At 30.2% G+C, this 21,567-nt stretch carries 17 protein-coding genes and 1 pseudogene; 10 read left to right on the top strand and 8 right to left on the bottom strand.

The window, feature by feature from the left end; genetic code table 11:
- Window position 1: 1 nt before the first annotated feature.
- Window positions 2-1,963 carry a putative porin gene (locus V3V28_RS08180; RefSeq protein WP_331364538.1) on the bottom strand — a complete coding sequence of 654 codons (1,962 nt, stop codon included), beginning with the start codon at window positions 1,961-1,963 and terminating at the stop codon, window positions 2-4.
- 131 nt (window positions 1,964-2,094) lie between these two features.
- Between V3V28_RS08180 and V3V28_RS08175 the strand changes: the two genes are divergently transcribed.
- Window positions 2,095-2,694, top strand: a complete 600-nt coding sequence (locus V3V28_RS08175; protein WP_331364537.1) for a ribonuclease HII — start codon at window positions 2,095-2,097, stop codon at window positions 2,692-2,694.
- Between the two features lie 197 nt (window positions 2,695-2,891).
- A complete protein-coding gene (locus tag V3V28_RS08170; RefSeq protein WP_331364536.1) occupies window positions 2,892-3,944 on the top strand; it encodes a nucleoid-associated protein in 1,053 nt (350 codons plus the stop codon).
- Window positions 3,945-3,989: 45 nt separating this feature from the next.
- Here V3V28_RS08170 and lipB read toward each other — a convergent pair whose 3' ends face one another.
- On the bottom strand, window positions 3,990-4,694 hold the full coding sequence (lipB, locus tag V3V28_RS08165) for a lipoyl(octanoyl) transferase LipB (RefSeq protein WP_331364535.1): 705 nt from the start codon (window positions 4,692-4,694) through the stop codon (window positions 3,990-3,992).
- Between the two features lie 71 nt (window positions 4,695-4,765).
- Between lipB and V3V28_RS08160 the strand changes: the two genes are divergently transcribed.
- Complete coding sequence (locus V3V28_RS08160) at window positions 4,766-8,050, top strand: reprolysin-like metallopeptidase (RefSeq protein WP_331364534.1); 3,285 nt, start codon at window positions 4,766-4,768, stop codon at window positions 8,048-8,050.
- 62 nt (window positions 8,051-8,112) lie between these two features.
- Here V3V28_RS08160 and V3V28_RS08155 read toward each other — a convergent pair whose 3' ends face one another.
- The 6 genes and pseudogenes from V3V28_RS08155 to V3V28_RS08135 form a co-directional block, all read right to left on the bottom strand.
- On the bottom strand, window positions 8,113-8,502 hold the full coding sequence (locus tag V3V28_RS08155; protein WP_331364533.1) for a DUF2306 domain-containing protein: 390 nt from the start codon (window positions 8,500-8,502) through the stop codon (window positions 8,113-8,115).
- 88 nt (window positions 8,503-8,590) lie between these two features.
- Window positions 8,591-10,216 (bottom strand): L-glutamate gamma-semialdehyde dehydrogenase, encoded by a 1,626-nt coding sequence (gene pruA / locus V3V28_RS08150; RefSeq protein WP_331364532.1) that lies wholly within the window; start codon window positions 10,214-10,216, stop codon window positions 8,591-8,593.
- 240 nt (window positions 10,217-10,456) lie between these two features.
- Complete coding sequence (locus V3V28_RS08145; protein ID WP_331364531.1) at window positions 10,457-11,248, bottom strand: hypothetical protein; 792 nt, start codon at window positions 11,246-11,248, stop codon at window positions 10,457-10,459.
- A 30-nt stretch (window positions 11,249-11,278) separates the two neighbouring features.
- Window positions 11,279-11,425 (bottom strand): annotated as a pseudogene (locus V3V28_RS14675) (DUF3667 domain-containing protein); the annotation flags it as partial.
- A 146-nt stretch (window positions 11,426-11,571) separates the two neighbouring features.
- Window positions 11,572-11,958 carry a Co2+/Mg2+ efflux protein ApaG gene (gene apaG / locus V3V28_RS08140; protein ID WP_331364530.1) on the bottom strand — a complete coding sequence of 129 codons (387 nt, stop codon included), beginning with the start codon at window positions 11,956-11,958 and terminating at the stop codon, window positions 11,572-11,574.
- Window positions 11,959-12,008: 50 nt separating this feature from the next.
- On the bottom strand, window positions 12,009-13,223 hold the full coding sequence (locus V3V28_RS08135; RefSeq protein WP_331364529.1) for a type IX secretion system plug protein: 1,215 nt from the start codon (window positions 13,221-13,223) through the stop codon (window positions 12,009-12,011).
- A gap of 227 nt (window positions 13,224-13,450) precedes the next feature.
- Here V3V28_RS08135 and V3V28_RS08130 point away from each other — a divergent pair, with 227 nt between their 5' ends.
- The 7 genes from V3V28_RS08130 (at window position 13,451) to V3V28_RS08100 (ending at window position 21,504) form a co-directional block, all read left to right on the top strand.
- Window positions 13,451-14,800, top strand: coding sequence for a Na(+)-translocating NADH-quinone reductase subunit A (locus V3V28_RS08130; RefSeq protein ID WP_331364528.1), 1,350 nt, complete (start codon window positions 13,451-13,453; stop codon window positions 14,798-14,800).
- A 4-nt stretch (window positions 14,801-14,804) separates the two neighbouring features.
- A complete protein-coding gene (locus tag V3V28_RS08125) occupies window positions 14,805-16,013 on the top strand; it encodes an NADH:ubiquinone reductase (Na(+)-transporting) subunit B (protein ID WP_331364527.1) in 1,209 nt (402 codons plus the stop codon).
- Between the two features lie 2 nt (window positions 16,014-16,015).
- Window positions 16,016-16,762: a Na(+)-translocating NADH-quinone reductase subunit C gene (locus V3V28_RS08120; RefSeq protein ID WP_331364526.1), complete on the top strand. Its 747-nt coding sequence runs from the start codon at window positions 16,016-16,018 to the stop codon at window positions 16,760-16,762.
- A 1-nt stretch (window position 16,763) separates the two neighbouring features.
- A complete protein-coding gene (locus V3V28_RS08115) occupies window positions 16,764-17,411 on the top strand; it encodes an NADH:ubiquinone reductase (Na(+)-transporting) subunit D (protein ID WP_331364525.1) in 648 nt (215 codons plus the stop codon).
- Between the two features lie 6 nt (window positions 17,412-17,417).
- Window positions 17,418-18,155 (top strand): NADH:ubiquinone reductase (Na(+)-transporting) subunit E, encoded by a 738-nt coding sequence (gene nqrE / locus V3V28_RS08110; protein ID WP_331364524.1) that lies wholly within the window; start codon window positions 17,418-17,420, stop codon window positions 18,153-18,155.
- A gap of 1 nt (window position 18,156) precedes the next feature.
- Complete coding sequence (nqrF, locus tag V3V28_RS08105) at window positions 18,157-19,467, top strand: NADH:ubiquinone reductase (Na(+)-transporting) subunit F (RefSeq protein ID WP_331364523.1); 1,311 nt, start codon at window positions 18,157-18,159, stop codon at window positions 19,465-19,467.
- A gap of 261 nt (window positions 19,468-19,728) precedes the next feature.
- Complete coding sequence (locus tag V3V28_RS08100) at window positions 19,729-21,504, top strand: sensor histidine kinase (RefSeq protein ID WP_331364522.1); 1,776 nt, start codon at window positions 19,729-19,731, stop codon at window positions 21,502-21,504.
- Window positions 21,505-21,567 lie beyond the last annotated feature (63 nt).

Genomic DNA, 21,567 nt, shown 5'->3' with positions numbered 1-21,567 from the left:
ATTATATAAACCAATTCCAAACCAAACCAAAACGAACAGTAAAATCTCTATACGGATAATTTGGTGCAGAAAAATAATTCTTTTTAGAATAATCAGAAGTTACATTGTCTACTTTTAGATATAAACGCGTTCTTCGCACTTGTGAGTTAAAGAAAATATCAAAAGTAGGATAACCAATTAGTTGGTCATTTTGTACTCTAAATTCAGCTAAAACAGGGTTGTAAGCATTTGCGTAATATTCTGTAAAATATTTAAAAGTAACACCAATATTTACCAACATTGGTTTTCCTTTAAACCAATAATCTTGGTAATACAACGTATTTCTTGTAACCAATTCGGGTACTCTAAAAACAGAACTTCCGCTACTTACATTTTGATACATAACCGTGTTGTCTAAAGCAAATTTACCTACTTTAAATTCTCTATTTGCTTTCACTTTTAAATACGTAATCTGACTCGTAAATTGTTGTGCTTTACTATTCTCATCAAAATAAGTATAGTTGTCAATATTGGTAAAATTTAAAGCAGCATTTACCCATTTAGATTTAAATTCAAAACCTAAATCTCTTGTATTTACGTTGCTAAAGTCGTTTTGCCAATTAAAATCATCATATTTACTTTGATGTAATAAAGTATTGAAATTTGCAGATTTAGAACTAATTAATAAGCTCCCTTTAAAAGCAAAAACACTGTCTTTTTTGTAAACGGCTTCACCTTTTATGAAATTACCAGATAATCTACTATTTCCTGGAGTTAAATTACCTGTCGCGTTTAATTGAAAGTTTTTAATTTTTGCATTCCAATCTGCACCTACAGAAATTGCTTTTCCTTCCAACTTTGTTTTAGAAATGTTACTAGAAGTATTTAAAATAGTATCATAACCATAACTATAATTGGTTAAATTTATCTTCGCTTTAATTTGACCAAGTACATATTTAGAATTAAAATCTAGATTTAATTCATTATTTGTAATTGTGCTCTTTGCTTCATTTTCTATTGCTCCAGATGCACTTTCATTTCCAAAAATAGTAGCTGTACTTGTTGGTTGTGTAAAACTGTAACTTTTAGTTTCTCGGGTAAAAACATGACCAATTTTTAGATTGCTAAAGTCTTTATCTTGAATTGTATCTTTATTAGAAAGTAATTTGAAACTATGGTCAAAATAAATTCTACTTCCATCAAATTGATTTTCCGCATCCGTTAAATTTACATCTAAACGCGCCCTTGTATCAAAATTAGGATCTTCATTTATAAAGTTAGCTAAATCATCTACAGTTAAACCGCCATTTTCTTGATTAAAAAAATCTTGAGAAGTTAAATGGCCACGAATTTCATATTGATTTTCTTTAGTTCTATAATGAAAAGCACCTCTAAAATTACCATTACTTGCTATAGATCTTCTATAAGCGCCTAAAGAACGCAATCCTTTATAAGATAGAGAAACATTTAATCTTTTAGAAAAATTTACCGTAAATAAAGCATCTAAAACTTGTCCTTGCTGCAAACCAGTTCTATATAAGATTTCTGTTGTTGGTGTAGGAACTTCGTAATATTTTATTTCGTCAATATCTAAATAACTAAACTGTTTTGCAGTATAACCAATATCAGGAAAAAGGCTTAAATTATTAAAACTATACCCAAGATTATTAAAAGTTTGTCCTTGGTTATGAAAAGCTAATAACTCAAAATTATCTGTTCTTAAATAGTTAAATTTATACTCTTTTTGAATTGTAAGTGTAGTGTCTATATAAGTAGTATCTCTTTTATGAGAGAAAACTTTATAATCTGTATACTTTGTCTTACCACTTAATTTTACTGTAATTTCACCAGAGTTACTTATAGTATCAGTATCAACTCTATTAAATTCATTTAATTTTTGAGTTGGCTTAATTACTTTTTGCGAAAAAGCAGTATTTAATCCAAATAAAAAGAATGATAGTAGTAAAAAGAGTGATTTGTTCATAGGTTTTTTCTGCAATGACAAATGTAAAATAATTAAACGAAAATAAAAGTTAATAATTATACAGAATACTGTTAATTAAAGAATCTTCATTCTTGGCAATTTAAAACTGAATTTTTTCTTTTCTTTGTACCATGTTGCAATTAAATTATAGTGGTTTTTCTTTGGAAGCAGGAACAGATGAAGCAGGTAGAGGCTGTTTATGCGGACCTGTGGTAGCTGCTGCCGTAATTTTACCCAAAGATTTTAAACACTCTTTTTTGAATGATTCTAAACAACTTTCAGAAAAAAGAAGAGAAGAATTACGTCCGTTTATAGAAGAACACGCAATTGCTTTTGGCGTTTCTTTTGTTTGGCAGCAAGAAGTAGATAAAATAAATGTTTTGCAAGCTTCCATAACAGGAATGCATCGTTCTATAGAAATGCTTAAAATTCAGCCAGAATTTATAATTGTAGATGGAAATAAGTTTAGAAATTACAAAGATATTCCGCACGAAACTATAGTAAAAGGAGATGCTAAATTTATGAGTATTGCTGCAGCTTCTGTTTTAGCAAAGACATACAGAGATGAATATATGAAGAAAATTCATCAAGAATTCCCTATGTATAATTGGCAGAAAAACAAAGGATATCCAACTAAAGAACACCGAAATGCAATTAGAGAATTTGGTGCGACAGATTATCATAGAAAAACTTTTAAATTGTTGCCAGAACAAATAAAATTGAAATTATAAAACAACTATTTTTTTAAATTTTTAGAAGTTATTTCCTGCTTTCCATTAAATCTTTTTTGTAAAAAAAACAAAAGAATACCGTTTCAATCAGTGCTAAACACTTTTGCTAACTTTCAGAATAATAATTTTAGAAACTCATTCATTTATATTAAAATCATCCACAAACTTTTTCTATTTTTACACCTCAATTTTAGATAATGATTAAAAAAACTAGAGCAGAAATTACCAAATGTATCTTACATAAAGTAGCAAATAAATTCAATAGTGGGCAGAATGTTTTTTCTGATGACTTAATTCGCTTCGATCAAGAAAGTTACGATTTAATGAAGAATTTCTTATTAAAACCATTTGGGAGTTTAACACAAAGTTATCGTTTTACAAACCATGCAGATGTGCGTTTAAATGAATTAAATAATTTTGCAACAGAAGTTTTTAAAGAAGAAAGTTCATTTGTAGAATATTCTAAAAGTATTGTAAACCACTTATTTGAGCAATCTAATTCTGCACAAATAAAAACAGGTGATGCAATTGTTGTTTTTATTGAAGGTATAGAATACAAAGATGTATTAACAGAAGCTATAGGAATCTTTAAAATTGAAAATAAAGTAGATTTTTTTCAAACGTATTTAGATGATAATGAAAGTTTTGATGTTGTAGTTCAAAAAGGAATTTCAATAAAAAGAATAGACAAAGGTTGTTTAATTTTAAATACATCAGATGCAGAAGGTACCATTGTTTTATCTGTAGATAATAACAATTACGATGCACAATATTGGGTTAAGAATTTTTTATCTGTAAAATTAGCGGATGATTATAATTCACATACACAGAGTTATTTAGAAATGTGTAAAGAATTTTCTGAAGAAGTAATTAAACCAGAGTTAGGAATGCAGGAGCAAGGAAACTTCCTGGCAAATACTGTAGATTATTTTAAAGAAAACGAAGCGGTAGATTATGCTACTTTTAAAGATGAAGTTTTTGGAGAAGAAAAACATAAAGTACAGTTTGACGAATATAAAAAACACTTCGAGAACTTAAACGATGTTTTAATTAGAAATAATTTTGATGTTTCAGGTGTTGTTTTAAAGAAAGAAAAAAGCAAGCTAAAAACAGAAATTAAATTAGATACAAATATAAATATTAAGTTAGATGTAGATGCGCCAGAAGCAGCTTCAGAGTATTTAGAAAGAGGTTATGACGAAGAGAAAAAAATGAAATTTTATAAAGTGTATTTTAACGAAGAAAAATAAAAAATTACATTTACAAAATAAGAAAACCTGCGAAAGCAGGTTTTCTTATTTTGTAATAAATGCATTAACATCAAACAAAGCTTTAAAATGCTTTAATATTTTTTGTTTTACTTCTTCTAAATCTAATTTTTTTCCTAATTCAGATTCCATAGAAGCAACAGCTTTACCACGAATTCCACACGGAATAATATTATCAAAATACCCTAAATTGGTATTTACGTTTAAAGCAAAACCATGCATGGTTACCCAGCGAGAAGATCGAATTCCCAAGGCGCAAATTTTACGCGCAAAAGGGGTGCCAACATCTAACCAAACACCAGTTTCACCATCACTTCTTTCTCCTTTTAAACCATATTCTGCAATGGTTAAAATAATTGTTTCCTCAAGTAAACGTAAGTATTTATGAATGTCTGTAAAGAAATTTTCTAAATCTAAAATAGGATAACCTACAATTTGTCCCGGACCATGATACGTAATGTCGCCACCACGATTTATTTTGTAAAAGGTAGCTCCTTTTTCTTCTAATTGTTTTTCATTCAAAAGAAGGTTGCTTAAATCTCCGCTTTTACCTAATGTATAAACATGAGGATGCTCAACAAATAAAAAGTGATTTTCTGTTTCTTGAGCAAGGTTTTTTCGTCTATTGTTAATTTTAACCTCAACAATTTCCTGCAATAATTGTGTTTGAAAATCCCAAGTATCCTTGTAATCTTTTATAGATAGGTCTGTTAATAGTATGTTTCTATTCATAATCTCGACTACAAAGATAAATATTTGATTATATTTGAAGACGTATTCTCTAATATATTAAATTAATAATTATGAAGTTAAAACTATATTTATCGTTTATTCTAATCGTTATTTTTTCTTTTTTTGGAGAAATTAATGCTCAAAAACTATGGCATAATTTACATAAACAAGATAATTCTATTCTTGAAAAAGATATTTATCAAAAGAAAAACTACCCAACAAAATATGAATTATTTTCTTTAAATGTTTCAGAATTGAAAAGTAAGTTTGCTTCTAAAAATACTCAAACCGTTATTGAATTACCAAACTCTAAAGGAGAATTATCAAAATTTATAGTAAAAGAAACTTCAAACTTTGATGCAAAATTAACAGCTAAATTTCCAATGATTAGATCCTATTCAGCGCAAGGTATAGATGATCCAACTGCAGTTGCAAAAATTAGTATTGGAGAAGATGGTTTTCATGCAGTAGTATTCTCTGGTATTGAAAAAACCATATATATAGATCCTTATTCAAAAGATAATGAGAATTATATTTTATACAAAAGAGATGATTTAAGTGAAGATAAAGACAACTTTACATGTCAAGTAGAAGAAGAGTTCTCTAAAAGTAGTACTCCTACAGAAAATATAATTGAAAATGCAAATGATGGAAAGTTAAGAACATTTCGTTTAGCTTTAGTTTGTAGCGGAGAGTATGCGCAGTTTCATTTAACAAATCAAAGTGTATCTGCATCTGCTACAGATGAAGTGAAAAAAGCAGCAGTTTTGTCTGCATTGAATACAACAATGACGCGTGTTAATGGTGTGTTTGAAAGAGATTTAGCTGTAAGAATGGTAATTGTAGCAGATAATGAAAAAGTTATCTTTTTAGATGCGGCTTTAGATAATATTACTGATGGTGACCCAAATTTAATGATTAATGAAGTACAAACAATTTGTGATACTGAAATTGGGGATGCAAATTATGATATTGGACATATTTTTAGTATTGGCGGAGATGGTTTAGCAGGTGGCGGAGTTGTATGTAGTTCAGGGCAAAAAGCAAGAGGAGTTACAGGAAGAAGCCAACCAATCGGTGATCCTTATGATATTGATTTTGTTGCCCATGAAATGGGACATCAATTTGGAGCAAATCATACTCAAAATAATTCATGTAATAGAAATGCATCTACAGCAGTAGAACCAGGAAGTGCTTCTACAATAATGGGATATGCCGGTATTTGTTCACCAAATGTTCAGAATCAAAGTGATGATCATTTTCACGCAGTAAGTATTGCAGAAATGTGGAACACCATTCAATCTTCTGCAAATTGTGCTGCGGAAACTAATACAAACAATAATGCACCAACGGCAAACGCTGGAGCTGATTATAGTATTCCTAAATCTACTCCTTTTATTTTAAAAGGAATAGCAACTGATGTGGACGGAACTGCTAGTTTAACCTATAGTTGGGAACAAACAGATAGTGAAATAGCAACAATGCCACCATTATCTACAAATTCTGGCGGACCAATGTTTAGATCATTACCATCTAAAACGTCACTAAATAGATATATGCCAGATTTAGCAACTATAGTTGCGGGTAATACATCTACAACTTGGGAAGTTTTACCTTCGGTTGTAAGAGATTTAAACTTTTCTTTTTTAGTAAGAGATAATAATGCAGGTGGCGGAAGCACCGCTAGAGACAACATGAGTGTTTCAGTAACAGATGCTGATGCTTTTACAGTTTCTACACCAAGTACAGCTGTTTCTTGGGATGTAAGTTCTACACAAACTATAACTTGGAATAAAGGAACAACAGATACGGCGCCAATAAATTGCCAAAATGTAAACATTAAATTATCTGTAGATGGCGGAATTACTTTTCCAATAACAATTAAATCAAACACACCAAACGATGGTTCAGAAGATGTTGTTATACCAAACAATGTAACAACTACTGCAAGAATTATGGTGGAGTCTGCAGATAATATTTTTTATAATGTTAATGGAATAGATTTTACAATTAATTCCACAACACCAACATTTGTAATGACTAATTCTAGTGGAATTCAATCTGCTTGTAATACAGGAAATCAATCTGCAAGTTTTGTTTTAAATTTCGATTTTGTAAATGGTTTTTCAGAAGCAGTTTCATTTACCACAACGAATCAGCCTTCAGGAGCTACTGTTTCTTTTAGTCCAACGACAATTAATGCTGATGGTAATGTAACTATGACAGTTTCTAATTTAGATGGTAAAACTGACCAGGCTTATATAATAAATGTTGAAGGTAAATCTACAAGTGTAACTCAAAATATTAACGTTCAGTTAAATGTTACAACTGCTACTTTTGGTGCCTTAACCTTAACATCGCCAGCAAATAATGCAACAAACGTTAATCTGTCTGAAGAGTTAAAATGGGATGCAGATGGTAATGCTTCAAATTATGATGTTCAAATAGCTTCGGATAATAGTTTTTCAAACATTGTTTCAAGCGGAAATGTTACTACAAATTCTTATATATCTTCTGGTCTCGCAGGAAATACAATGTATTATTGGCGAGTAAAAGCAAAAAATAGTTGTGGAGAGGGTGCATTTTCTGGTTCATTTAGATTTACAACATTAGAACCTTCTTATTGTGTTTCTACTTTTACAGATGAAACAGGTGGTACGGAACACATTACCAATGTTACATTTAATACAATTAATAATACATCTGGAAATGATACTGTTGATGGTTATGAAGATTTTACGTCGGTTAATACCATTGTAAAAAGAGGAGATTCTCACCAAGTTAGTGTAACAATGGATACTGGTGGATTTCAGGATCATTGTTACGTTTTTATAGATTGGAATAAAGATTATGTATTCAATAAAACAACAGAAAGATATGATTTAGGTACAGAATTTGATGATGTAGGTACAAAAACACTTAACATATCTATTCCTAATGATGCTGTTTTAGGAACAACAATCATGAGGGTTGTGGTGGAATATTATGCTGGTGCTGATAATTATGGAGATGGTCCTTGTGACACAGATCATAATACTGAATGGGGAGAAACGGAAGATTATTCAATTACTATTGATAATGTAACTTCTATAAAAGATGAATTTTTTAGTGGATTTAATTTATATCCAAACCCAACGTCAGGTGCATTTACTTTAAATTTAGAAGCCCAAGATACAAATAAGGTTACTGTTCAGTTATATGATGTTAGAGGAAGATTGGTTGATAAAAAAGATTTTTTAAATATAAATACTAATTTTTCTGAAAAGATTTTTTTCAAAAAAGCTTCTGCAGGTTTGTATTTGTTAAAAGTGACAAACGGTAGCAAGCAAACTACACGGAAATTAATAATTAAATAAGAAAAAAATATAGAGTTTTTATAAAAAACTACATTCCAAAAAAGGATGTGGTTTTTTTGTGTTTAATTACCAAAGAAGAATGTGTGTAGAAATCGACCAGGAGTTAAGGTAAATCCTCCGGCAATAACAATAGCACCTATATAAAGAAAAATCATTTTTAGTTTGTGTTTTTTTATTTGTCCTTTTTTAATAGCAATAATTGCAGTTGGTACACTGTATAGTGTTAAGAAGCTAAAAAGATGAATGAATCCGAAATGATTTAAAAATTGAGCACCAACATAAGCAGGCATAAATAATGTGATAATTGCAGTAATCATCATTAAAGACATGTAGATTTTTCCTAGTGATTTATGAAAAGGTGTGCCTTTTTTTACAGCTAAAAGATAAGCACCAATAAAAATACAAGGAACTACAGTTAAAAGATGTACATACATTAAAATTTTATATTCCATAATTTAAAAAATATTTGCCTAAAATTAGGAAATAAAAAAACCGTATCAAAATTTGATACGGTTTTTTGAAAATTATAATTTGTTGAATTTATCCTAAAAAAGGATATTTGTAATCTGAAGGTGAAACTAAAGTTTCTTTAATTAAACGAACAGAAGTCCAACGTAATAAGTTTTGTGCAGAACCAGCTTTGTCATTTGTTCCAGAAGCTCTTGCGCCACCAAAGGGTTGCTGACCAACAACTGCTCCTGATGGTTTGTCATTAATATAGAAGTTTCCAGCAGCGTTTTCTAATGCTTTAGACGCTTTTTCAACAATATATCTATCTGTAGAAAAGATTGCTCCTGTTAATGCATATTCAGAAGTTTCATCAACTAATTTTAAAGTAGCTTCCCATTCAGCATCTTCATATACATAAACCGTCATAACAGGTCCAAATAATTCTGTACACATCGTTGTATATTTCGGAGACTGACTAACAATTACAGTTGGTTCAATAAAGTAACCAACAGATTTATCATGGTTTCCACCAATAATTATTTCTGCATCTTTATCTGTTTTTGCTGCATCTATATAACTTGCAATTTTATCGAAAGAACCTTCGTGAATAACGGCATTTATAAAGTTTGATGGATCTACTGGAGAACCCATTTTTAACTCACTTGCTTGTGCTATTAAATGTTTCTTAACTTCTGGCCAAAGTGACGCAGGAATGTAAGAACGTGAAGCTGCAGAACATTTTTGACCCTGGTATTCAAAAGCACCTCTTGTCATTGCAGTTGCAACCTGTAGAGGATTTGATGAATTGTGTACCCAGATAAAATCTTTTCCACCAGTTTCTCCAACAATTCTTGGGTATGTTTTATACGTATGAATGTTGTTTCCTATTTGTTTCCAAAGGCTTTTAAAAACATGCGTAGAACCTGTAAAGTGTAATCCAGAGAAATCTGGAGACGCTAAAACGGTATCGGTAATCATTACTGGATCTCCGTAAACAACGTTAATTACACCGTCTGGTAAACCAGCTTCTTTAAATAAATCTACAATTACTTGTGCAGAATATGCTTGATGATCAGAAGGTTTCCAGACAACAACATTACCCATTAAAGCAGCTGATGCAGGTAAGTTTGCAGCAATAGAAGTAAAGTTAAAAGGAGAAATTGCATATACAAATCCTTCTAAAGGTCTATATTCAACTCTGTTCCAAACTCCTGGTGAAGATGTTGGCTGATCTTTAAAAATATCAGTCATATATTCTACGTTAAAACGGAAGAAATCAATCATTTCACAAGCAGCATCAATTTCTGCTTGATATACGTTTTTAGATTGTGCAATCATAGTTGCAGCATTCATTCTTGCTCTATAAGGTCCTGCTAATAATTCAGCAGCCTTTAAGAAAATAGCAGCACGCTCCATCCAAGAAACGCTAGACCAAGCCTCTCTTGCAGCTAAAGCTGTAGAAATTGCTGAATCTATGTGCGATTTATCTGCTGTATGATATTGTCCAACAACATGTTTATGGTCATGTGGAGGTGTTATGTTTTTAGTGTTTCCTGTTCTAACTTCTTCACCATTAATATGCATTGGCACATCAATATTACTGTTAAACATTGTTTTGTATGTCGCTAATAATTCTTCTCTTTCTGGAGAACCTGGAGCATACCCTTTTACAGGTTCGTTTATTGCTTTTGGAACGTTAAAAAATCCTCTTGCCATTTTTGTTGTGTTTTTAAATTTTAATCGACTAGTTTTGAGTTTCAAAGTTACGATTTTTGTTTCAATAAATTTAACTGATTTTTGATGTCTTTTCTTGTAGTAAATTCAATAATCATATCAAAAAAAATGGATATCATAAATAATTAAAACATACATGTGTACAGTTACTTATTTGCCTTTGGGAAGTAATGATTTTATTTTAACTTATAATAGAGATGAAATTTCTTGCTGTATAAAGATTTAGTAAATTGCGAAAGAAATTACCATTACAAATATTACGCCAATAACTCCCATAATAAAGTATACTAAATTTAGCATCAGAAACTTAATAAAGGTCTTAAAGAAACCTTGATTGTAGAATTTTTTCATTGCCAAAAAGAGGTATATTAAAAAGATTATTAGAAATATCCAAGTACTTTTTAAGCTTATAAAAAAACTTATTAGAAGAAGTAATGTAACTAGCATAAAAAAAACTGTTTGTGTGTGAAACACAAAAATCAAGTGGTCTACATAAGTATATTTTCTTCGAATATAAAACAGCTTTAAAAAGAGGGTAAATAAAGGTAGTAGAATAAATAATGAAATAGAACCATAGGATATAGATTCGCTAACGAACTTATCATAGCTATCTGTATCTTCCATAATTTTGTTAATTACTTTTGCTCTTTGATAAAAAAATCTATTTTTAAAGTTTTTTTCATATTTTAAAGAATCTAAAGCGTCATCAGTTTTAATTTTTGGATTTTTCTTTTGATAAGAAACAAACTTATCTATTCTAGAACTACCACCAAAAGAAATTTTATTTCCACTTATTTTTTTTCTTTTTGTAGGGTCTTTTGCTTGTTCTTCAATATCTTTTAAAATGTTATTTTTTTGTTTTTCAGTAAGTGGAATTATAGATTCATTCAGCTCTTTTTCAACTAATCTTTTTATAGAATCTGGTTTGATTTCTGCATTATTAAGAGCATCATTTATACTTATTTTTTTTTCAGTACCTTTTGTAATTAAAGATTTGTATTTCTGATAATTCATGTTAAAACCTAACACCAAGAAAAAGATAATTGAAACGGTTATATAAAAACGAAAAGGATTCGAGTATCTGCTTCTTTTACCTTCTTTGTAGTCTTTAGAAACCTTTCCAGGGCTAATAAATAACGGAATTAATGTACGCCAAAACTTTGCGTCAAAATTAAAAAGGCCATTAAAGATTTCATGAATAAAATTACCAAAAGTTACCTTATTTCCTTTGTTTTCTTGTCCACAATCTGGGCAAAACTTTTCTTGTCCGCTAAACGGATGACCACAATTTAAACATTCTGGGTCTTTAATTTTTACAAGATTCTTTTTTGATTTTGTTAGTTTGATATCGCTTTGGTTAATAGTTGAAAAGTTGGTATAATTACCTTAAATTGTTCAAAAGTATCTAAATTTATCATTGTATAAAACCCCTTCATAGCTCCGGTATTAGATTCTAAAAAACAACCAGAACTATATGTGTAATTATCATTTGGCTTTAATATTGGTGTTTGTCCTACAACTCCTTCTCCGCTAACAATTTCCGTACGGTTTAGTGAATCATAAATTTTCCAGAACCTATCTGTTAATTTTACCGTTTCTGTAGAGGTGTTTTCTATAGTTATAAAGTATGCAAAGACATAATACATAGTGTTATTTCTTAAACGTGTACCATTGAATTTCGTTTTTACAGAAATTTTTATGCCTTTTGTAATTTGTTGTATCATTAAAAGTAAATGTAGGTTTTTTCACCTTAAATACAAAAAATAAAATTTGTTTATCTATTTTGATTGTAATAACCACTACCAACTCCAATAACACGTTCGTAAAAACTACCAAAAGGTTTATAGTAAACTATTACAGAATATTCATTTTCAGTTTCGTAAAAAGAGTTGTTTACTTCATTTGTATTTAAATTGTTATTAGCATCTAACGTGGTAAAAGTATAATTGTAGAAACCTTGTTTTAAAAGAAAACTACCTCTGTATGTTTTATCTCTTGGTTGATATTTCATTTTGTTTTCATTAGAGATTTTAAAATCATTAAAAGCACCATAAATATAAACGTCTTTGTCTTTAAAAGGTTCATCTACCAAAACAGAAAAATGCATTTTAGCATAATCAGCCTCTGTATTATTGTTATTTGCCTCTAAAGTTCTAATAACAAATTGCCCATTAATATCTGGGTTATATCTGTATTCTCTATATTTATTATAAGTAAAAGGGTATAAGTAATGATGATAAATGTCTTTCTTTTCAATTTGCACTATGTTTAGAGATTTATTTCTAACCAATTTACTATCGAAGTTTAGATATTCATTACCACCCCAAAAATTTGTTTTGTTTGTATAGGTGTATAAAAGCTGATTTGGTTTAAAAAAAGTAGGTTGTAAGTCTGTAATTTTTTCATTCCAATTATTGTTTTTTAGGATAACAACATTTATTTCTTGACTAGGATTGTTAATTTTTATATTAGGATGATTTACAGAAAACTGAACCGTTTGTTGTGTATTTAATGTTTTGGTATTTCTACTTCTGTCTACAGTTACTCCAATTGTAGCTGCGCTTTCATATAACACAAAACGTCTTGTAAAAACTACTTCATCATCATCATTTAATACAGACAATAGATAATTTCCGCTTTTTGTAATTACAGTGTTTACATTAGGTATTTTTACTGAATAATGTGTGTAATTTTGTAAAGTGTTAAAAGAATTTGTAGCTTCATTTATGTAATTTTGATCAAACCCATTTATATATTGACTAGATATTAAACGACTTGATTTCCAATTATGGGTCATATGTTCAATCTTATATTGGTATTCTTTACTATCGGCTTCTAAATCATCAAAAGTCAATTCTAAAACAGTACCAAGAGGAACAATTGAAGAAAAATTATTTTCTTGAAATGGTCTTAATTGAATTGATTTAATATTCTGCGCGTTTACTGAACAGAATAAAATCATTAAAAGCCAAATAATGTTTCTATACATATTTTTTATAAAAGAGTGTGTTCAAAAATAGTGAAATTTAATTTCTAAAGTTAATAGCAAATACTATTCCCTTTTAAAATACTAAATCGTTTTCACGAATATATTTATTTAGAATTATTATAAATAAGATTAATTTGCCAATATAAAAGTAGATTTATATCTAACATCATCCTCAAAATCTTTATTTTTGCTTGATTTTTTTAGATAACTAAATATTCCAATTTACTATGTCAAAAGACATTCGTATTAAAAAAGGCTTAGATATTAAGCTTGTTGGTGTTGCAGAAAAAACAACTTCTGATATTAAAAGAAGTAGTGTTTATGCAATAAAACCAGAAGATTTTCACGGAATAACACCCAAACTTGTTGCAAAGGAAGGCGCAGAAGTAAAAGCAGGAGATACACTTTTTTATTCAAAAAGTGACGAACGTATTTTATTTCCAAGCCCTGTTTCTGGTAAAGTAGTTGAGGTTATTCGTGGAGCAAGAAGAAAAGTGCTAGCAGTTAAAATTACTGCAGACGCAACACAAGAATATAAAGATTTTGGAGCTAAAGACGCAGGCAGTATGTCCGCAGAAGAAGTGAAAAATTATTTATTTACTTCTGGTTGTTGGCCTTTTATAAAGCAACGTCCTTATGATGTTATTGCAAACCCAAATCAAGCACCAAAAGCTATTTTTGTATCTGCATATGCAAGTGCACCTTTAGCTGCTGATTTAGATTATACTTTAGCTGGTAAAGAAGCAGAGTTGCAAGCGGCTGTTACGGCAATTTCTAAATTAACAGAAGGAAAAGTACATGTTTCTGTTGGTGCAAATTCTAATTCTCCATTTTCAACTTTAAAAAGTATAGCGCTTCATAAAGTTTCAGGACCTCATCCTTCAGGAAATGTAAGTACTCAAATTGCAACTATTAATCCTATTAATAAAGGTGAAGTTGTTTGGGTTATTACACCTCAAGATTTAGTTGTTATTGGTGAGTTACTTTTAACAGGTAAGTTAAATGTAACAAGAACAGTTGCTTTAACGGGTTCTAAATTTAGCAAACCACAATACGTAACTGCTATTGCTGGTGCAGCAATTGAAGATATAACTGCGAGAAATTTAAATAATGATAACACAAGAGTTATTAACGGTAATGCTTTAAGTGGAAAAGAAGTAAATGAAGGTGGTTTCTTAAGTTATTATGATAACCAGATTACTGCAATTCCAGAGGGAGATGATTATGAATTATTTGGTTGGACTAAACCAATTTTTAATAAGATTTCTACTTCTAGAGCATTAACTTTTTCTTGGTTAACTCCAAAGAAAAAATACGATTTAAATACAAATACAAACGGAGAGCACAGAGCATTTGTTGTTACTGGTTCTTACGAAAATGTTTTTCCTTTAGATATTTATCCAATGCAATTGTTAAAAGCATGTATGTATAAAGATTTAGATGAAATGGAGGCTTTAGGAGCTTATGAAATAGCACCAGAAGATTTTGCTTTAACAGAATTTATTTGTGTATCTAAACAACCACATCAGAAGATAATTCGTGAAGGTTTAGATTTAATGAGAGAAGAACTAGGATAAGATTATGGGCTTAAAACAAAATTTACATAATTTAAAAGAAAAATATAAAGGGACAAAAATGGCTCCTGCGTTTAACGCAATCCATACCTTTTTATATTTGCCAAATGAGACGACTCATGGAGGAACTCATATAAAAGCGGCAGACGATTTAAAACGTACAATGAATACTGTAATTATGGCAATGGTGCCATGTTTAATATTCGGTATGTTTAACGCAGGTTTTCAACATAATGTTGCAGTAAATGGTAATTTCGTTTCTGGAATGTCTTTCTTTAGTGGAGACTTTTGGAACTTTGATAATTTACTAATTGGAGCAGCAAAAATATTACCATTAGTACTTATTTCTTACGGTGTTGGTCTTTTAGTCGAATTTATTTTCGCAGTAATAAAAGGACACGAAGTTGAAGAAGGGTATTTAGTAACAGGAATGTTAGTTCCATTAATTGTTCCTATCGATACTCCATTATGGATGTTATCTGTAGCTGTAGTTTTCGGTGTTGTTATCGGAAAAGAAGTTTTTGGAGGAACAGGAATGAATATCTTAAATCCAGCTTTAACAATTAGAGCATTCTTATTCTTTGCATATCCAACTTGGATGTCTGGAGATAAAGTTTGGGTAACAGGAGCAGTGGAAACAACAGGAACAGCAGATGCTATTTCTGGAGAAACCGTTCTAGGAAGTTTAGCTCAAGGTAAAGAAATAGTATATTCTGCATGGGATATGTTTGTAGGCTTTATTCCAGGTTCAGTTGGAGAAACATCTACTTTATTAATCATATTAGGAGGACTTTTCTTAATCTTTTCTAAAATAGGAAGTTGGAGAATCATGTTAAGTGCTGCATTAGGAGCTTTAGCAATGGGTTTAATATTTAACCAAATTGCAGCGGCAGGTATTATTACTGAAAGCAGTAAATTTTATAGCCTAATGAACACACCGTTTTGGCATCACCTACTAATTGGTGGTTTTGCATTTGGAGCTGTTTATATGGCAACAGATCCTGTAACAGCATCACAAACAAATAAAGGAAAATGGATTTACGGTTTCTTAATTGGATTTATCTCAATTATGATTCGTGTATTTAATCCTGCATATCCAGAAGGAGTAATGTTAGCAATATTATTAATGAATGTATTTGCACCAACAATAGACCATTATGTGGTTCAAGGAAATGTAAGTAGAAGAAAGAAACGTTTAAAAGCCAAAACTGCCTAGTTATGTCTAAAAAAACAGATAGTAATTCATATACATTATTATTCGCCACAGGAATGGTGATAATAGTAGGAGCGATACTAGCGTTTTTCGCATCAGCGTTGAAACCAACAATAGATGAGAACAAACGTATAGAAAAGCAACAAAATATATTATACGCAATGGGCGTAAACGAAAACGACGAAACGAGTGCAGTCTTTATATCTAAAGACAAAGTTGCTGAAGTGTTTTCAAAATATATAACAAAGCAACTAGTTATTCAAGGAACAGATGTTTCTGAAGATGAAAATGCTTATTTAATAGATCTTAAGAAAGAACAAACTTTAGCCAAAGAAGGAAAAGTTAGAAGATTGCCTTTGTTTGTAGGAGAGAAAGAGGGTAAAATATTTTACATCGCACCAATTAGAGGTAAAGGTCTTTGGGATGCAGTTTGGGCTTATGTTGCAATGGATGCTAACATGGTGGTTCAAGGAGCGTATTTTGATCACAAAGGAGAAACAGCAGGTTTAGGAGCAAACATTAAACAACGTTACTTTATGGATGATTTTATTGGAGAACATTTGTTAAAAGATGGAAGTTTTAAAGGAATTGCAATTTCTAAATCTAACAACGATCCAAAGAACGAAGACAAAACAGATAACGAAGTAGATGCAATTGCCGGTGCAACAATTACTGGTGATGGAGTTTCAGCAATGATTAAATCAGAGTTGAAAAAATATGTATCATTCTTTAACACTTTAAAAACAAATTAATATGGGACTTTTATCAAAAAAAGACGCAGCATTAATCACAGATCCATTTGCAGATAATAACCCAATTACAATTCAGGTATTAGGTATTTGTTCTGCATTAGCAATTACAGCAGAATTAAAAGCTTCTATTGTTATGGCGGTTTCTGTATTGTTTGTGTTAGGTTTAGGAAACGTGGTAATCTCTTTAATGAGAAACATTATACCTTCAAAAATTAGAATTATTGTACAGCTAATCGTTGTTGCAACATTAGTAATTATTGTTGATTTAGTACTGAAAGCTTTTCAGTATGAATTAAGTAAAACATTAGGAGCTTTTATTGGATTAATTATTACAAACTGTATTATTATGGGGCGTTTTGAAGCTTTTGCTTTGGCAAACGGACCGTGGAAGTCTTTTTTAGACGGAATAGGAAATGCAATTGGTTATGGAGTTATTTTAATCATTGTAGGTTTCTTTAGAGAATTGTTAGGTTCTGGTACTTTATTAGGATTTAAAGTTTTAGGAGATCCTATTGAAAAAACAGGATTATATGCTATTGGATATGAAAATAACGGATTTATGTTATTAGCACCAATGGCATTGATAGTTGTTGGAATTCTTATTTGGATACAACGTAGTAAAAACCCAGCATTAATTGAAGATAACTAGAAAATTATGGAACATTTAGAATTATTTTTCAAGTCGATTTTTATAGATAACATGGTATTTGCTACATTTTTAGGAATGTGTTCTTACCTTGCTGTATCTAAGAAGGTAACTACAGCCGTTGGTTTAGGAGCTGCAGTAATCTTTGTATTAGCAGTAACAGTTCCTTTAAACTGGTTATTAGATCAATACATATTACAACCTGGAGCATTATCTTGGTTAGGTTCAGAATATGCTGAATACGATTTAAGTTTTTTATCATTTATTTTGTTTATTGCAACGATTGCAACAATGGTACAATTGGTAGAAATTATCGTTGAGAAATTCTCACCTTCTTTATACAATTCATTAGGTATTTTCTTACCATTAATTGCCGTTAATTGTGCAATTTTAGGAGGGTCTTTATTTATGCAATCTCGTGAGATTGCTACTTTAGGGTTAGCAACAACGTATGGTATTGGATCTGGAATCGGATGGTTTTTAGCAATTTTAGCAATTGCAGCTATTCGTGAAAAAATTAGATATTCTAACATACCTGCTCCATTAAGAGGTTTGGGAATTACGTTTATTGTAACGGGTTTAATGGCAATTGGGTTTATGAGCTTTGGTGGAATGTTAACTGGTGGTGAAGAAGAGGCTAAAGAAGCTCCTAAAACGGAAGCTGTTAAAGAGATTAAAGAAGAGGTAAAAGCTAAAGAAATGGAGAAAAAAGAATTAGCGAATAACACTAAAGAAATTATAGAATAATATGATGTTAGCGGCAAGTACATTAGGAACAATTGTAGCTACAGTAGCTGCATTCTTGGTAATAACTTTGTTATTAGTTACATTGTTATTATTTGTAAAACAAAAACTATCGCCATCTGGTCCTGTAAAAATTACCATTAATGGAGAAAGAACAATTGAAGTTGCTTCAGGTGCTTCTTTATTAACAACTTTAGGAAACGAAAAAATATTTCTACCATCTGCTTGTGGTGGAGGTGGAACATGTATTCAATGTGAATGTCATGTAAATGAAGGTGGAGGTGAAGCTTTGCCAACAGAAACACCTCACTTTACTCGTAAAGAATTAGCGCATGGTGTGCGTTTATCTTGTCAGGTAAAAGTAAAACAAGACATGGATATTTCTATTCCAGAAGAAATTTTTGGAATTAAGAAATGGGATGCAGTTGTTGTAAGAAATTATAACGTAGCAACTTTTATTAAAGAGTTTGTAGTTGAGATTCCACAAGATATGGGTTACAAAGCAGGAGGATATATTCAAATTGAAATTCCAGCCTGTGAAGTAAACTATGCTGATATGGACATTACAGCGCATCCAGAAGAACACGATGCTCCAGATAAATTTGAAGGAGAATGGGATAAGTTTAACTTAAGACCATTAGTAATGAAAAATACAGAAACTGTAGAGAGAGCATATTCTATGGCTTCTTATCCTGCTGAAGGAAGAGAAATTATGTTAAACGTACGTATTGCAACACCTCCTTTTGATAGAGTAAAAGGTGGATGGATGGATGTGAATCCAGGAATTGCTTCTTCGTATATCTTTAACTTAAAGAAAGGTGATAAATGTGTTATTTCTGGACCTTATGGTGAATTTTTTATCAACGAATCTGAAGCAGAAATGTTATATGTTGGTGGAGGAGCAGGTATGGCGCCGATGCGTTCTCACTTATATCACTTATTCAGAACATTAAAGACTGGTAGAAAAGTTACCTATTGGTATGGAGGACGTTCTAAAGCAGAATTATTCTATATCGAACACTTTAGAGCCTTGGAAAAAGATTTTCCAAACTTTAAATTCTATATTGCTTTATCTGATCCTGCAGAGGCAGATAACTGGACAAAGAAAACAAATATACATGATGAAGCTGGAGATGGTTTTGTAGGTTTTATACACAATTGTGTAATCGAAAACTACTTAAATCACCACGATGCACCAGAAGATTTAGAATTGTATTTCTGTGGACCACCATTAATGAACAATGCAGTTCAGAAAATGGGAGAAGACTTTGGATTAGCTGACGAGAATATTCGTTTTGATGACTTTGGAGGATAGATTTCACTGAAACATTAGATATATAGAAAACCGATTCAGAAATGAATCGGTTTTTTTTGATTTAGAACTTCACATAAGTAACGCTAAACTTCACATTTTTTTGATTTTTAGGTTCTTAAAGTTTTACTTTGATGAATATTTTTTTTGTTAAAAAGGAATAGGTTAATTTCACCCATAACTAAAAAGTAAGTCTTTATGTATTTAAATAAAAACTACTTTTATATTCAAACAAATCTGCGTTTATAAAAAGTATATTATTTTATGAGATTTTTGATAAAGAAACTTACTGTTATTCTTTTTTTGATAACGATTTACACATCTAATGGACAAACAAGGTTATTAGATTCTCTTAAACCAAAATTAACTTCAATAAAAAAACCGATACAGTTTAGAAAAGCGATAGCTTATTTTGAAGAGGCTATTAAAGATAAGAGGTCAGAGTACGATTTTTCTGAAAATCATTTACAATTAGCAGAGAACTGTTTACAGTGGAGCGAACAAAATGAGACGGAAGAATCTATAATAAGAGTAAAATACTATCTTTTTCATTTTTATTATAACCAATATAAAGCAAGTACAGAAACTATTTTTAGAGCCAGAGAACTATTAACCTTTAAAAGGTTTTTAGAAATGGAAGAATCCATGTTTGTTTTCTTTGTTTTAAAATTAGCTTATACTGATTCGAAACAGTATGATAAATTATTAAAGTTGCTACCATTATATTATGATCAACAGAAAAAGTTTGGAAAGCCATTTGGTGAAACTAATGAAGATAAAATTAAAGAAGCTGAACAAGGATTAATTGATTCGTATGGTCACTTATATTATAATATTAAAGATTATAAGCAATCTCAAAGATATTTTAAAATACAGTTAAAATATTTAAAGTCAATAGAATCACATTATAGTATCTCTTATTCAAGATCTTGCTGCGAAAATAATATTGGACTTTCATTTTTGGGCGCAAAGAAAAACGACAGTGCTACGTATTATTTTAATAGTGCTTTAAATACAATACAGACTAAAATAATAGGGCTTAAGAATATAGATACCGCTTATTTAAATCATTTTATAAATGTTATAAACGCTAATAAAGCGACTATAGATATAGAGAATAAAAAGTATGATATTGCACTACCTATTCTATATAAAGTTTTAAAATCGAGTAAAGAAACAAAAGAAGTACACATTCAATTGAGTACTTACTATGATCTTGCTAAGGTGTTTTATCATAAAGAAAAACCTATACTTTCTTTAAAATATTTAGACAGCATATTTAAAATAATTAGGGCATCTAAAAATGACAAAATGATGGTGAATTCGCTGCATTTAAAAGCAAAGAACTTTATGCTACTTGGAAATATTAATGATGCAAATACTATTTTCACAAGACACCAAAACCTTATAGATTCATTAGAACAAGAGAAAATAAACAAAATCTATACAGAAAAAACTATTAAATTAGATGTAGAAAATAAAACAAATCAATTAATAGATATTAAAAAAGAAGTAGTAATAAAAGAACAGATTGGTTTATACCTAAGAATTGGAATTGCGTTACTTCTGCTAATTATGATTGGCATGCTTATTTTTTATAGAAAATATAGAGAAAAATCTAAAATTATTCAAAAGCAAAAGAATGTTGTAGATAAATCATTAATACAAAAAGAAATTTTATTAAAAGAAGTGCATCATAGAGTTAAAAACAATTTGCAATTAATTTCTGGACTTTTAAATTTACAATTACAGAAACATAAGCATTTAGATATTAAAGATATGATGAATGAATCTCAAAATCATATACATTCTATTGCGTTGGCGCATGAAATGTTGTACCACGATGATGATTTATCATTTATATCTATGCAAAAGTACTTAGAAGAACTTGGTGTTAGGTCTTTGTGTTCTTCAGTAGGAGAAAATATAAAATATAAAACGGAAATTGATCCTATTTTACTTCCAATAAATTATGCTACAACGTTAGGTTTAATCTTTAATGAATTACCTCCATTCAATAACTCAACGCAACAAATCTAAAATAATAGATTTGTAAAATGGAAGTAAAAAAACATAGACGACTTACACGCAAAGAAAGAGTTC

Origin of the sequence: Polaribacter sp. (assembly GCF_036480315.1) — a bacterium.
GTDB lineage: Bacteria > Bacteroidota > Bacteroidia > Flavobacteriales > Flavobacteriaceae > Polaribacter.
Note: the sequence above shows the minus strand (reverse complement) of the source record. Positions and strands in the feature narration are given on the sequence as shown.